Source organism: Variovorax paradoxus, assembly GCF_000834655.1.
In the GTDB taxonomy this organism is placed as follows: Bacteria; Pseudomonadota; Gammaproteobacteria; order Burkholderiales; family Burkholderiaceae_C; genus Variovorax; species Variovorax paradoxus_F.
Genome location: NZ_JXQQ01000099.1, coordinates 1 through 13,891 on the forward strand (window position 1 = coordinate 1; position 13,891 = coordinate 13,891).

The 13,891-nt window shown below is 68.2% G+C and carries 13 protein-coding genes; 2 read left to right on the forward strand and 11 right to left on the reverse strand.

The genetic code is table 11. The annotated features are described in order from the left end of the window. A partial coding sequence (locus RT97_RS28520) for an ESPR domain-containing protein (RefSeq protein WP_042582242.1) occupies nucleotides 1–1,032 on the reverse strand: 1,032 nt, incomplete at its 3' end. Between the two features lie 384 nt (nucleotides 1,033–1,416). Between RT97_RS28520 and RT97_RS28525 the strand changes: the two genes are divergently transcribed. Next, nucleotides 1,417–1,854, forward strand: coding sequence for a JAB domain-containing protein (locus tag RT97_RS28525; RefSeq protein WP_052810782.1), 438 nt, complete (start codon nucleotides 1,417–1,419; stop codon nucleotides 1,852–1,854). Nucleotides 1,855–2,136: 282 nt separating this feature from the next. Here RT97_RS28525 and RT97_RS28530 read toward each other — a convergent pair whose 3' ends face one another. The 6 genes from RT97_RS28530 to RT97_RS28555 form a co-directional block, all read right to left on the reverse strand. Beyond that, complete coding sequence (locus RT97_RS28530; protein WP_042582231.1) at nucleotides 2,137–4,146, reverse strand: putative Ig domain-containing protein; 2,010 nt, start codon at nucleotides 4,144–4,146, stop codon at nucleotides 2,137–2,139. Between the two features lie 241 nt (nucleotides 4,147–4,387). Beyond that, complete coding sequence (locus RT97_RS28535; protein WP_042582232.1) at nucleotides 4,388–5,389, reverse strand: Bug family tripartite tricarboxylate transporter substrate binding protein; 1,002 nt, start codon at nucleotides 5,387–5,389, stop codon at nucleotides 4,388–4,390. A 93-nt stretch (nucleotides 5,390–5,482) separates the two neighbouring features. After that, nucleotides 5,483–6,469: a Bug family tripartite tricarboxylate transporter substrate binding protein gene (locus RT97_RS28540; RefSeq protein WP_042582233.1), complete on the reverse strand. Its 987-nt coding sequence runs from the start codon at nucleotides 6,467–6,469 to the stop codon at nucleotides 5,483–5,485. Then, nucleotides 6,469–7,674: a 3-oxoadipyl-CoA thiolase gene (pcaF, locus tag RT97_RS28545; protein ID WP_042582234.1), complete on the reverse strand. Its 1,206-nt coding sequence runs from the start codon at nucleotides 7,672–7,674 to the stop codon at nucleotides 6,469–6,471. The genes RT97_RS28540 and pcaF overlap by 1 nt, the downstream gene beginning before the upstream one ends. A 34-nt stretch (nucleotides 7,675–7,708) precedes the next feature. Then, on the reverse strand, nucleotides 7,709–8,356 hold the full coding sequence (locus tag RT97_RS28550) for a 3-oxoacid CoA-transferase subunit B (RefSeq protein ID WP_042582235.1): 648 nt from the start codon (nucleotides 8,354–8,356) through the stop codon (nucleotides 7,709–7,711). Further along, nucleotides 8,353–9,054: a 3-oxoacid CoA-transferase subunit A gene (locus RT97_RS28555; protein WP_042582236.1), complete on the reverse strand. Its 702-nt coding sequence runs from the start codon at nucleotides 9,052–9,054 to the stop codon at nucleotides 8,353–8,355. Before RT97_RS28555 ends, RT97_RS28550 begins: the two co-directional genes overlap by 4 nt. Nucleotides 9,055–9,162: 108 nt before the next feature. Here RT97_RS28555 and RT97_RS28560 point away from each other — a divergent pair, with 108 nt between their 5' ends. Beyond that, nucleotides 9,163–9,957: an IclR family transcriptional regulator domain-containing protein gene (locus RT97_RS28560; RefSeq protein ID WP_042582237.1), complete on the forward strand. Its 795-nt coding sequence runs from the start codon at nucleotides 9,163–9,165 to the stop codon at nucleotides 9,955–9,957. Between the two features lie 124 nt (nucleotides 9,958–10,081). Here RT97_RS28560 and RT97_RS28565 read toward each other — a convergent pair whose 3' ends face one another. From RT97_RS28565 to RT97_RS28580, 4 genes are all read right to left on the reverse strand, one after another. Next, nucleotides 10,082–11,086 (reverse strand): Bug family tripartite tricarboxylate transporter substrate binding protein, encoded by a 1,005-nt coding sequence (locus tag RT97_RS28565; RefSeq protein WP_042582238.1) that lies wholly within the window; start codon nucleotides 11,084–11,086, stop codon nucleotides 10,082–10,084. A 132-nt stretch (nucleotides 11,087–11,218) separates the two neighbouring features. Further along, nucleotides 11,219–12,226 carry a branched-chain amino acid ABC transporter permease gene (locus RT97_RS28570; RefSeq protein ID WP_253278333.1) on the reverse strand — a complete coding sequence of 336 codons (1,008 nt, stop codon included), beginning with the start codon at nucleotides 12,224–12,226 and terminating at the stop codon, nucleotides 11,219–11,221. 5 nt (nucleotides 12,227–12,231) lie between these two features. Beyond that, entirely contained in the window at nucleotides 12,232–13,095 is an 864-nt protein-coding gene (locus RT97_RS28575) for a branched-chain amino acid ABC transporter permease (RefSeq protein ID WP_042582240.1), read from the reverse strand. Further along, complete coding sequence (locus RT97_RS28580; RefSeq protein WP_042582241.1) at nucleotides 13,088–13,804, reverse strand: ABC transporter ATP-binding protein; 717 nt, start codon at nucleotides 13,802–13,804, stop codon at nucleotides 13,088–13,090. Before RT97_RS28580 ends, RT97_RS28575 begins: the two co-directional genes overlap by 8 nt. Between the last annotated feature and the right edge of the window lie 87 nt (nucleotides 13,805–13,891).

Consider the following 13,891-nt stretch of genomic DNA (forward strand, 5'->3'; position numbering starts at 1 on the left):
GAGGCCCGCCCCGCCATCGCCGCCGCTGCCTGGCGAACCCGTGCCGCCCGCGCCGCCGCCGGCCGCACCGCCAACGCCCCCGGCGCCGCCGCTGATCGCGCCGGCGTTGCCGAAGGTGACGGCCACGCCCGTGAGCGTTGCGCCGATGCCGCCCGCGCCGCCGCCGCCGCCCGAGGCATTGGCACGCGAGCCCGGCAGTTCGGCCCCGCCCGCGCCGCCCGCACCGCCTGCGATGGGGCCGGTGCTGTTCACGGTGAGCCCCGGGTTGGTCGAGCCCAGGAAGAACCCGCCGCCCCCGCTGCCGCCGCCGCCGCCCTGCGAGAACGCGTTGCCGCCCTGCCCGCCCGCGCCGCCCATGGACGACCCCGTGGCCGTGTAGTTGCCGAGCGGGCCGTTGAGGATCGAGCCGTACCCGCCCGCGCCGCCGCCGCCGGCGGCCCAGTAGCCATTGCCGCCCGCGCCACCGGCGCCGCCCGTGTAGCTGTCGGCCGAGTTCGAAATGTTGTTGGCGATCGCAGCGCCCCGGAAGCCCCCTCCGCCGCCGCCGCCGTAGCCGTCGCCGGCGCCCGGGCCACCCGTCTGCGCCTGGCCCGCACCGCCTGCGTCGCCCTGGAACGCACCCGGGCCGGTGGGCGTGCTGGCCGCACCCGCCGCGCCGCCGGTGCCCGGCGTTGCGCCGCCGAAACCTACGGTGTTCGCATTGCCCCCCGCGGTTGCGCCGGCCGGCGTGGACGAGCCGCCCGTGCCGCCGAACGCGCCGATCGTCGTGTCGTTGAGCCCGCCGTTGCCGCCGGCACCGTCGCTGCCGCCGGCGCCCCCGTTCAGCGTCGTTTCGCCGACGGGCTGGCCGCCCGCGCCGCCCGCCGCAAGCACGACCACCGGCGCGGCGCAGACCAACAGCGCCGCCGCGGCGGCCACCGCGCGCACGCCGCCCCCGCTGGATGCAGAGCGCGCATGCCCACGCGAAATTTCCGGCGCGGCGATAAAAGTGCCGAGGGTCGGATTCCAAAGGGTCCGGAAGATTTTGTTCATGGCTTCAACGTGTTTGGCTGTCATTGATCGGGCTGGGCGCCCGAATGCAGCAGCAATTGCTTGCTCCTCCTCCGCACGCCGTTGATTTCTCACTTGCAAGTCAAAAATGTAAGTACGCGTAGCGGTTACGCATATACCCGGGCTGGAGTACCCCAAATGCGCCGGATTTTTGTGGCCCGGTACCGCTTTGCCTCTCGAAGAAGCCCGTTTTGCGTGGGGTACCCGGTAATGGCGTCAAGAAGTAACAAGTGCTTCAGCGGCCTTGCAGTCACGGGCGTGTGAACACGCCGGCGACACCCTTCGGCGATGGCGCTGCAACAGGGTGCGTGCAGCACAATCCGCGCACTATCAAATGCGCGGACACCGCTCGACGGAGGAACTGAAATGGCTTACCTGAAGGAACTCAAGGTCACGTTCACGAGGAAGCGGGTGGACGACGACCTGCTGAACAAGCCCGTCGAGAGCCCCGGACAGGTGTTCGCGCTGTTCAAGGACATGCAGGACGAGACCAAGGAGAAGGTCGTCGTGCTTCATTTGAATCCGCAGCTAGAGATTCTTTCTTGGGAGCTTGCTGCGATTGGGACGGGGACGCAGACGCTGATGGACCCGGCGGAGATTTACCGGAATGCGATTCTTGCGAGGGCCAGCTCATTGATCGTGGTTCATAACCACCCGTCCGGCACCTGCAAGCCCTCGCAAGCGGATATCGCAATTGCAAGTCGGCTCGTCGAAGTTGGGAAGCTGCTGGAAATGCCGCTGCAGGACTTCATCATCATTGGAGATGGCGCCTACGGCAGCTTTCGGGAAGACGGACTGTTCTAAATTCCTGTTCCACGCTTCCAACCCCACTCAGGGCCAAGTGGTGGGTGAGTTTTCAAGCGAGATAGAAAACGGAGCCGTCCTCTCTCTCTATCTCGCTTTGCCCTAGAGGGAATTGACCAGCGCGCTCCAGCTGGCCGATTGCCCGCGATAAATGATTTTTCCGGCATGCCGGAAATAGGCCGACTGATTGCGATCTGCCCTGCAGCTCAGAACTACTCGATTTATCCGACTACGGAATTTGCTGACCTCGGCAATCGCCGAGGTCCATCGCACAGCGCCAGATCAAGGCAAGTAAATCTCCGACACATCCACCTCCCCGGTAGGCCAGGTGTTCGAAAACCCGCTCACAGCCAGCACGCGTCCGTCATTCAGCAACACCGCCGAAGCAGCCCTGCGCTCCGTTGCCATCGGTGCCGCCGTCGTCCAGACATCGAAATCGGGGTTGAACACCTCCGCGGTCGCCAGGCTGGAGCCGCCGGCCATCAGCACGCGGCCATCGGCAAGGGCAGTGAGGATGGGGATGGAGCGCAACGCGCTGAAAGTGCTCGTCGTCCACGTCGAGGTCGCGGGGTGGAAGCGAATCGCGGTGGTGCTGCCGTCGGCCAGGGCCAGCACGCTGCCGTCGGCCAGCAGTGCCGAGCGGAAGAGGTTGCCGGTGATGCTGATCGGCATTGCCGTCGTGCCGGTGCCATCGACCGCGAAAACTTCAGCGGTGTTCACGAAGCCCTGGCGGTTGACGCCGCCGATCACCAGCACATGGGTGCCGCCGGGCAGCAGTTCCATCGCATGCTGGCTGCGCGCGGTCGTCAACGGCATCGCTGCGGTCGTCCAGGTGCCAACGGCCGGGTCGTACAGCTCGGCCGTCTGCGAGAAGGCGAGCGACGGGTTCAAGGTGTGGCCGCCGACGACCAGAACCTTGCCGTTCGGCAGCAGCGCCGCGGTATGCCACTCGCGCCCCTCCGCCATGCTGCCGGTCACGGTCCACGTATTGGCGACGGGGTCGTAGATTTCCGCCGGCAGCACGCCGTTGCGCGCCGAATCGCTCCCGCCGGTAACCAGCACCCGGCCGTTTGCCAGCACCGTGGCCGAGTGACCGTTGCGCGCATAGAGCATCGGAGGAGTCGGCGCCCAGGTGCCGGCCGCGGGGTCGTAGAGGGCCGCTGAATTGACGACGCCGCCCGCCGTGAAACCGCCGGCCGCCAGCACCTTGCCGTCAGGCAGCTTCGTGAGCGAGAAGTAGTGCCGTGCGCCGGGAACCGTCGCCGTGGGCACCCAGCTGCCGCGCGCCGTGACGGCGATCTTCACCACGCCCTGCGCCGAACCCGCCGCGTTGCTCGCGGTGACGGTGTACGTCGCCAGCGACTGCAGCGCGGCCGGCGTGCCGGTGATGGCGCCGGTTTGCGCATTGAGGCTCAGGCCTGCGGGCAGCGCGGGCGCGACGGTGAAGCTGGCCACCGGTCCGCCGGTCGTCTGCGCGGTGTTGGGAACGACGGCTTCGGTCGCGACGTACAGCACCTTGGGCGTGCTGTAGTCGACGCTCGCGGGCGCGATGAGCGCCGGCTGCACTTCGAGCTGCAGCGTGACGGTGACGGCGCCCGCGGCGTTGGTGCCGGTGACGGTGTAAGTCGCCTGCGCGGCGACTGCCGTCGGCGTGCCGCTGATGACGCCGGTCTGCGCATCGAACGCGAGCCCTGCGGGCAGCGCCGGCGCGATGGTGTAGCCGGCGATCGGGCCGCCGCTGCTGCTGGGCGCGTTCGCTGCGATGGCCTCGCCCACGGTGTAGACCACGGCGCTTTCGCGGTAGGTGAGGCCGGCCGGGAGCGCGGGGGTCTGGCACACCTCGATCTCCACGCGGGCCGTCGTGCTGCCGGCTGCGTTCTCGGCGGTAACCACGTAGATGGCGTGCGGGGTGACCGCGGTGGGCGTGCCGCTGATGACGCCGGTGGCCGCGTCGAGCACGAGCCCCGCGGGCAGCGCCGGCTCGATGCTGTAGCGCGTGACGGCATCGCCGCTGGCGCTGGGCTGGTTCGGCACGATGGGCTGGCCGAATTCGTAGACGGCGGAAGTCATCGCGTAAGCGAGGCCCGCAGGAGGCCGCGTGGGCTGGCCGGGCGGATTGCCGACCTGCCCCGAGCTGCCGAGGCCGACGAAGCTGAAGGAGCCGCCGCCACCGCCGCATGCGGACAGGAGGGCCGAGCAGCCCAGCAGCAAGGCCAGGAGCCAGAAGCGAAGGGGGCGATGAAATGGCGCACGCGCAGCGTGCAGGGAGCCGGAGCCAGCCGAATGTTTCATACCGAGGACCGAGAGCGTTGCTGTTCTCGGAGCGGCGACCGACTGCCGCTGCAGCAACGCAGCGGCATCACGCGACACCACTCCGCGCGGATCGGCCTCCCCCTGTACTCCGCGTGCGATCGACTGCGCGACCCTTCACGGAACTCGGCCAACTTAATTCGTCAGCAATTGTAAATTCGCGGCTTCGGTTTTGTCACTCCGCGCGGGCCGGGCGGAGTGACAGGCCGGGTGTGCGCTGCGATCAGTCGAGCGAAACGTTCGCCTTCTTGATCACGTCCCCAAACCGCTTCGTCTCGCTCGCCACGAACTGATCGAACTGCGGCCGCGTCGTCGGGAACGGCTCATAGCCGAAGCTCTTGAACTTCTCCAGCACATCGGGTTCGGCCAGGCCCTTCTCGATGTCGCGCTTGATCTTCTCGGTCACCGAGGCGGGCAGGCCCTTGGGCACGGCAATCGCGTTCCAGCCGATCACCTCGAAGCCCTTGGGGCCGCCCGATTCGGCGACGGTCGGCACGTCGGGGAAGGCGGCGTTGCGCTGGGGCGCGGCCACGGCCAGGAAGCGCAGCTTGTTCGCGCGCTGCAGCGGGCCGGCGGTGGCGCTGCTGCCCAGCGCAAAGGCCAGCTCGCCCGTGGCCACGGACGTGTAGAGCTGTGTGGTTTCCTTGTAGATGATGTGTTCCATCTGCGTGCCGGTGGCCGACTCGAACAGCTCCGAACCCAGGTGCACCGGGTTGCCGACCGACCATGAGCCGTAGTCGAGCTTGCCGGGGTTGGCCTTGGCGTCGGCGATGAGGTCGCCCACGGTCTTGTACTTGCTGTTGGTGGCTACGGTGAAGAAGAAGTAGGTCTTGAAGAGCGGCAGCAGCGTGTCGAAGTCTTTCGCGCTGTCGTAGGGCAGCTTCTTGAAGAGCGCGGGGTACGCGGCCAGGTGCACGTTGTCGAGCACGATGATGTCGTGGCCGTCTTTCGCGCCGCGCTTGAAGGCGTCGATGGCGATGAAGCCGTTGCCGCCCGGGCGGTTTTCCACCACCACGGGCTGGCCCCAGGCGCGCGAGAGCTTGTCGGCCACCAGGCGCGCGACGCCGTCCGGCCCGCCGCCGACCGGGAACGGCGTGATGATGCGCACGGGCTTGGTGGGGAACGCGGCCTGCGCCGATGCGGTAACGGGTGCCAGCGCGGCAGTGGCCAGCGCGAGTGCTGCGGCCACGCCGATGCTGCGGCGCGTTGCGTTTGTGTTCTTCATCCTCTGATCCTCTTCTTTCGGTTCTCTTGGTTTGAAACTTTTGCTCCGCCCGTCCGATGCGGGCTGCGCGGCGAATGCGCCGCGACAGTTCTGCTACTGCGCCGTCGCGCCGGAGCTCTTGACGATGCCCGCCCACATCGCGCTCTCCCGCGAAATGAGCGCCGCGTAGTCGGCAGGCCCGCCGAGCAAGGGCACGGCGCCTTCCACGTCCAGGCGCGACTGGAATTCCTTCTCGCCCGCCACCTTCAGCATCTGCGCGGCAAGTTCCTTGACGAACGCATCGGGCGTGCCGCGCGGCGCGAGGATGCCGTAGGTGAGCGTGCTCTCGAAGCCCGCGAGTTCGCGCAGGCCCGACTCGGCCACGGTGGGCACGTCGGGCAACGACGGCAGGCGCTTGCTGCCGGTGACGGCAATGGCGCGCAGCCGGCCGCTTTTCACGAGCGCGAGCGCGGGCGGGATGACGCTGAACATCATCTGCACCTGCCCGCCCGCAAGATCCGTGAGCGCAGGGTTGGTGCCCTTGTAGGGAATGTGATTGAGCTTGTTGCCGGTGCGCTGCGCGAACAGTTCGCCGGTCAGATGCCCGCCGGTGCCGCTGCCGCTGGAGGCGTAGTCGAGCATGCCGGGCCGCGCCTTCGCCTCAGCCACGAGGTCGGCCACGCTGCGCACCTTCGATGCGGCGGGCACCACGAGCACGAGCGCCGATGAGGCGAACATCGCGACGGGCACCAGGTCTTTGCGTGCGTCGAACTTCAGGCCCTTGTAGAGCGCGGGGTTGATCGACACGGTGCCGGTGTGGCCCAGCAGCAGCGTGCTGCCGTCGGGCGTGCTGCGCACCACCTGCTCGGCGCCGAGGTTGCCGCCCGCGCCGGGCTTGTTGTCGACGATGACGCCGGACTTGCGCAGCTCGCCGAGGCCCTTGGCCATCTGCCGCGCGAACACGTCGTTGCCGCCGCCGGCCGCGAAGGGCACGACGATGCGGATGGGCTTGGCATCTGCCTGCGCGTAGGCAGGCAGGCCCGCCGCTGCTGCGAAAAGGCCGAGCAGCAGCTCGCGTCGCGCGAGGCCGACCATCGCCATTAGACGCGTTCCAGGATCACGGCAATGCCCTGCCCCACGCCGATGCACATGGTGCACAGCGCGTAGCGGCCGCCGCCCTTGTGCAGCTGGTTCACCGCGGTGGTGGCCAGGCGTGCGCCGCTCGCGCCGAGCGGGTGGCCGAGCGCGATGGCGCCGCCGTTGATGTTCACGCGCGCGTCGTCGTCCTTCAGGCCCAGGAGACGCAGCACGGCCAGGCCTTGCGCGGCGAAGGCTTCGTTGAGTTCGATGACGTCGATCTGGTCGATGGTGAGGCCGGTGAGCGCCAGCACCTTCTGCGTGGCGGGCGCGGGGCCGATGCCCATCACGCGCGGCGCGACGCCGGCGGTGGCCATGCCGACCACGCGGGCGCGGGGCGTCAAGCCATGCTTGGCGGCGCTGGCTTCGTCGGCCAGCAGCAGCGCGCACGCGCCGTCGTTCACGCCGCTGGCATTGCCGGCGGTGACGGTGCCGTCGGGACGCACCACGCCCTTGAGTCTGGCGAGCGATTCGAGGCTGGTCTCGCGCGGATGCTCGTCCTTGTTGACGATGATCGCGTCGCCCTTTTTCTGGGGCACGGTGACGGGCACGATCTCGGCATCGAAGAAGCCGGACTTCTGCGAGGCCACGGCGCGCAGCTGCGAGTTGAGCGCCATCAGGTCTTGCGCCTCGCGCTCGATCTTGTAGTCGGTGGCCACGTTCTCTGCCGTCTCGGGCATGGAATCGACGCCGTACTGCGCCTTCATGAGCTTGTTGACGAAGCGCCAGCCGATGGTGGTGTCGTACACCGCGTTGTTGCGGCTGAAGGCGCTCTCGGCCTTGGGCATGACGAAGGGCGCGCGGCTCATGCTTTCCACGCCGCCGGCGATCATGAGGCCGGCTTCACCGGCGCGGATCGCGCGGGCCGCGGTGCCCACGGCATCCAGGCCCGAGCCGCACAGGCGGTTGATGGTCGCGCCGCCCAGCTCCAGCGGCAGGCCCGCAAGCAGCGCCGACATGCGCGCGACGTTGCGGTTGTCTTCGCCGGCCTGGTTGGCGCAGCCGTAGAGCACGTCGCTCACGGCTTGCCAGTCGACGTTCTTGTTGCGTTCCATCAGCGCGCGCAGCGGCACGGCGCCCAGGTCGTCGGTGCGCACGCTGCTGAGCGAGCCGCCGTAGCGGCCGAAGGGGGTGCGAACGGCGTCGCAGATGAAGGCTTGGTTGGTCATGTGCTGTGTCTCTTCGATTGATTGAATGAGCGGGTCAGGCGGCGATCGGCAGGCCGACGAGCTTCTCGAGTTCTTCGCGCGTGAGGCCTTCGACGAGGTCGACGAGCTTCAGCCCCTGCGGCGTGCATTCGAGCGTGGCGAGGTCGGAGTACACGCGCTTGACGCAGCCGATGCCGGTGAGCGGATAGGTGCATTCCTGCACCAGCTTGCTCGTGCCCTGCTTGGTGAGCAGGTCCATCATCACCCACGTCTGCTTGGCGCCGATGGCCAGGTCCATCGCGCCGCCGACGGCGGGAATGGCGTCTTTCTCGCCGGTGTGCCAGTTGGCCAGGTCACCCGTGGCCGACACCTGGAATGCGCCGAGCACGCAGATGTCGAGGTGGCCGCCGCGCATCATCGCGAAGCTGTCGGAGTGATGAAAGAACGAGCCGCCCGGCAGCAGCGTGACGGGCTGCTTGCCGGCGTTGATGAGGTCGTAGTCTTCTTCGCCGGCCTCGGGCGCGGGGCCCATGCCGAGGATGCCGTTCTCGCTCTGCAGGATGACCTCGCGGCCCTCCGGCAGATGGTTGGCCACGAGCGTGGGCTGGCCGATGCCCAGGTTGACGACGGCGCCGTCGAAGATGTCTTGCGCGACGCGGGCTGCCAACTGGTCTTTGGTGCGACGTGTGTATGCCATGGTCATGCTGCCTTCTTGAAGCCACCAGCTTGCGTGGCGACGCGTTCGATGCGCACCACCTGGTGCACGAAGATGCCCGGGGTCACGACGGTCTCGGGGTCGAGGGTGCCGAGCTCGGCGATGTCGTGCACGGTGGCGATGGTTTTCTTCGCGGCCATGGCCATCACCGGGCCGAAGTTGCGCGCGGCCTTGCGGTAGACCAGGTTGCCCCAGCGGTCGCCGCGCTCGGCCTTGATGAGCGCCACGTCGCCGTGGATGGGGTACTCCAGCACGTATTGCTTGCCGCCGATCTCGCGGGTTTCGCGGTTGCCCGCGAGCTGCGTGCCGTAGCCGGTCGGGCAGAAGAAGGCGCCGATGCCTGCGCCCGCGGCGCGAATGCGTTCGGCGAGGTTGCCCTGGGGCACGAGTTCGAGCTCGAGCTTGCCGCTGCGGTAGAGCCCGTCGAACACCTGGCTGTCGGCCTGGCGCGGGAAGCTGCAGATGATCTTGCGCACGCGGCCGGCCTTGAGCAGCGCCGCCAGGCCCGTCTCGCCGTTGCCGGCGTTGTTGTTGACGACGGTGAGGTCCTTGGCGCCCTGCTCGACGAGGCCGTCGATGAGTTCGCCGGGAATGCCGGCGGTGCCGAAACCGCCGATGAGAACCGTGGCGCCGTCGGGGATGCCCGCGAGGGCATCGGCGACCGAGCGCGCGATCTTGTTGATCATGAAGCTTGTCTCCGGGTGAAACGAAAAAGGATCGGGAAGTGGGTGGCCCGAAATGTTCGCATACAAAACATTTGTTCGTATAATGAATTCTAGAGAGGATCGCTCCCCATGGCAACCCAGACAATCCAACCCGCCGCGCCCGAGTCGCCCGCCCCCGGCGACAGCTACGTGCAGTCGTTCGCGCGCGGCCTGCAGGTGATCCGCTCGTTCAGCGAGAGCGCGCCGCGGCAGACGCTGAGCGAAGTCGCCGCCGGCAGCGGCCTCACGCGGGCGGGCGCGCGGCGCATCCTGCTCACGCTGCAGACGCTGGGCTATGTGGTGACCGACGGCAAGCTCTTCACGCTCACGCCGCGCATCCTCGACCTGGGCTTTGCCTACCTCTCGTCGATGCCGATCTGGAACCGCGCCGAACCGGTGATGGAGGCGCTGGTGCAGGAGGTGCAGGAGTCGTGCTCGGCCGCGGTGCTGGATGCAACGGACATCGTCTACGTGCTGCGCGTGCCGACCAAGAAGATCATGCACATCAGCCTGGGCGTGGGCTCGCGCCTGCCGGCCTACTGCACGTCGCTGGGCCGGCTGCTCCTGGCCGACCTCGAAGACGACGAGGTGCGCGCGCGGCTCGAAGCCTCGAGCATCGAGCCGCTCACCAAGCACACGGTGACCGACATCGACGCGCTCATGGCCAAGGTGGCCCAGGCGCGCAAACAGCAGTGGTGCCTGGTGAACCAGGAGCTGGAAGAGGGGCTCATCTCGGTGGCCGCGCCCATCGTCAACAAGCAGGGTCGCATGGTGGCCGCGCTCAACATCAGCGGGCAGGCGAACCGCACCAGCGCGAAGGTGATGCAGGAGACGATGCTGCCGGCGCTGATCGATGCGGCGCGGCAGGTGTCGCGGCTTCTCTAGGCTGCTCGCGCACGGGGCCCAAGGCCGGAAACACCGAGGAATCGGCTTCGCCGGGCCTCAGGTGTTGCCCCCCAGCAGGGGGTAGGCGAAGCGGACACGAAGTGCCGCGCAGCCCGGGGGCGAGTCAAGCCTCCGAGTGGATGCCCTTCATGATGATCACGCCGCCCAGGCGCGCCGTGTCCGCGCGCATGCGGCGGGCCAGCGCTTCGGGCGTGCCGGGCTGCGCCTGCCAGCCGGTCTTGAGGAGCGCCTGCGCCACGTCGGGCATGCTGGTCACTTCGGCCAGCGCCGCGCTGAGCTTGGCGACCGCGTTCTTGTTCATGCCCGCAGGCGCGGCCAGCGCGGTCCAGATCTCCAGGTCGGCGCCGCGCACGTCGGCATCGCGGATGGTGGGCAGTTCGCTCGCGAGCGGGCTGCGCTCGGGCGAGGTCACGCCGATCACCTTCAGCTTGCCCGATGCCAGGTGCGGCAGGGCCAGGCCCGGCGGCAACAGGGCCAGCTGGATCTCGCCGCCGAGCAGGCCGGCGATCACCTGCGGGTTGCCGGTGTAGGGCTTGTGCTGCGCGGTGATGGCGGCGCGGCTCTTGAGCAGCTCCATGCCCAGGTGGCCCACGGTGCCCACGCCGGGCGTGCCGTACTTGCCGCCCGCGCCCAGGTTGCGCGCCCACAGCAGCAGTTCGGCCGGCGTCTTGCCGGTCGCCTTGCCGGAGACCGCAAGCACGAGCGGCGCGGTGCCGACCATGCCGACCGGCGCGAAGTCTTTCTCGGGGTCGAACGGGATCGCAGGATTCAGGAGCTTGGCGATGGTGAGGTTGCCGTTGATCAGCGCGCCGATGGTGTGGTCGTCGGTGGCCTTGGCCACCTGGTCGGCCACGAGATTGCCGCTCGCGCCGGGCTTGTTCTCGACCGTGACCGGCTGGCGCAGGATCTTGGCGAGCGGCTCGGCAATGGCACGGGCTGCGAGGTCGGGCGATGCGCCGGCGGGAAAGCCCACCAGGATGCGAACGGGCTTGGTGGGCCATGCGGCTTCGGCGGCCGGCTTCTGCTGGGACCACGCGCCGGGCGCGAAAAGCGATGAGGCAACGGCTGCGGCGCCGGCTTCGAGCAAGCGGCGTTTGGTGATCGTCAAGGGGGACTCCAGAGCGGTGAAAAGAAGTGATGAAATGTCACCACTTTGTTTCATAACGTTACCGGATCGTGCTGCACCGCGCAAGTCCGAAGTCGGTTTGCGCGCCGCGTTTTGCATCGATGCGACAACCCCCTACCGCTTCGAGGGCACGCCGAGCAATCGCCGCTGCGTCGGAAAAAGCGACCACCCCCAGCGTTGCTGCGCGTAGCCCCAAAGCCCCTGCTTGAAGAACAGCGTGACGACGATCGCGAGCAGCCCGAGCCCCAGCAGGTACCAGGTGCCGTAGTCGCTCAGGAACTTGTTGAGCGCCCAGAAGATGAGCGCGCCCACCAGCGGCCCTTCGATGCGCCCGATGCCGCCGATGACCACCATGAAGATGGCGAAGGCCGTCCAGTTGACGCTGAAGGCCGCGTCTGGGCTGATGCGCAGGTTGCCCACGAAATAGAGCGCGCCCGCGAGCCCCGCGCCGAAGGCCGCGACCACGTACACCGCGAGCTTCATGCGTGCGACCGGAATGCCCTGCGATTCGGCCGCGACTTCGTTGTCGCGAATCGCGAGCAGCGCAAGCCCGCGCTTGCTCCGCAGGAACAGGTACACGAGCGCGATGGCCGCGACCACGCAGGCAAGCGCCATCCAGTAGGTGGTGCGCTCGCGCGTGGCCTTCTCGATGCCGCGCAGCGCGGTGAGCGTGGTGCCCGAACCGCCGCCCACCGCCGACACGTTGGCGAAGCTCAGGCGGAACACCTCGGCGATGACCCAGGTGCCGATCGCGAAGTACCCGCCCGAGAGGCGAAACGCGATGAACGACACGGGCACCGCGACGAGCCCCGCTGCCAGCGCGCCCAGCGGGATCGCGACGAATGGATCGACGCCCGCGAAGTTGCCCAGCATCAGCATCACGTAACCGCCGAAGCCGAAGAAGGCCTGCTGCCCGATGCTCACCATGCCGCCGTAGCCCGCGAGCAGGTTCCACATCATCGCGAAGATGAAGTAGCAGGCGATCTCGACGAACTCGCGCATCCAGCTCGACTCGCCCCAGAACGGCAGGCTCGCGGCGATGAGCACGAGTGCGATACCTGCGATGAGCGCGGTGCGGCTCGCGGCGGTGGCGCGCTCCACGGCAATGAGGGTTGGAGGCATGTTCGTCATCCGCGTGTCTTTGGAAAGAGCCCCTGCGGCCGCAGCACCAGCACGACCAGGAACACGATGTGCCCGAACCAGATGCCCCAGCCCGGATCGAGCCGGAAGCCGATCTGCTGCGTGATGCCCAGGATCATCGCGCCGGCCAGCGTGCCCCAGAACGAGCCCATGCCGCCGATGATCACGGCCTCGAAGGCGAAGAGCAGCAGCAGCGGGCCGTCCGAGGGCGACACCGTCGTGCGCATGCCCTGCAGCGCACCCGCGACGGCGATCAGCACGAAGGCGATGGCGGTCGCGAAGGCGTAGACCTTCTTCGCATCGAGCCCCATGAGCTCAGCGATCTCCCGGTCGTCGGACACGGCGCGGAACGACCGGCCCAGCGCGGTGCGCGCAAAGAGCCACTGCAGCGCGCCCGTCGCGATGACCGCGATGGCCAGCACGATCAGCGGCAGCACACCGAGCGAGAGCGAATCGCCGAGCGCCACGCCCTGCGTGCTGAGCCCGTTCGTCTCGATGGCGCGCGGGTCGGCCGAGAACAGTTCGAGCAGCAGGTTCTGGATGACGATCGACAGGCCGAAGGTGACGACGAGCGAGGGCAGCGGGTCCTTGCCCAGCGTGCCGTTGAGCACGTAGCGCTGCAGCGCGTAGCCGAACGCGAAGGCGATGGGCAGCACCGCGAGTGCGACGAGCCATGGCACGGCATCGCCGGTCAACGAGACGCCCGCGATGACGGCGAAAGCACCGAGGATGATGAAGTCGCCCTGCGCTGTATTCGTGAGCCGCATGACGCCGAACATCAGCGACTGTCCGAGCGCGAACAGCGTGTAGAGGCCACCGAGCAGCACGCCCTGCACCAGGGTTTCAAGCATGGGACGCCTCCATGCCGAAGTAGGCCTGCGAGATCTGCTCGCGCGTAAGGTCGGCGGACTTGCCTTCGAGCGACACGCGGCCTTCCTGGAAGCAGTAGATGCGCTGCGACACCTGGCGCGCCATGGTCACGTCCTGCTCGACGATGACCACCGTCATGCCCTCGCCGGTGATGGTGGGCATGGCCGCGTAGATCTCGCGGATGACGATGGGCGCAAGGCCGAGCGAGAGCTCGTCGCACAAGAGCACCTCGGGGTTGCTCATGAGCGCGCGGCCGAGCGCGACCATCTGCTGCTGGCCGCCCGAGAGCGAGGTGCCGGGCTGATGGCGTTTCTCGGCAAGGATGGGGAACAGGGCATAGAGGCGCTGCAGGTTCCAGGGGCCCTTGCGGTTGGCGGTGGCGCCCATCAGCAGGTTCTCTTCGACGCTGAGGCTGGGGAATAAGCGTCGGCCTTCGGGGACCATCGCGAGGCCGCGGCGGACGATCTCGCCGGGCGGCAGGCCGCCGATGGGCTCGCCCTTGAAACGGATCGCTTCGCGGGGCGCGCGCACGAGCCCGGTGAGGCTCTTGAGGAACGTCGATTTGCCTGCGCCGTTGGCGCCGATGATGGCGACGAGTTCGCCCTGGGTCAGGGTGAAGTCGATGCCGAAGAGGGCTTGGGCGTCGCCGTAGAAGGCCTTGAGGACTTGGGTGTCGAGCAGGGCGTTCATGGTCTTTGCTCCCTCCCCTTCCGGGGGAGGGTTGGGGTGGGGGCCAGCGGCGTTCGATGAAGCGCCAAGGGGAAACCAGCGCCGTCG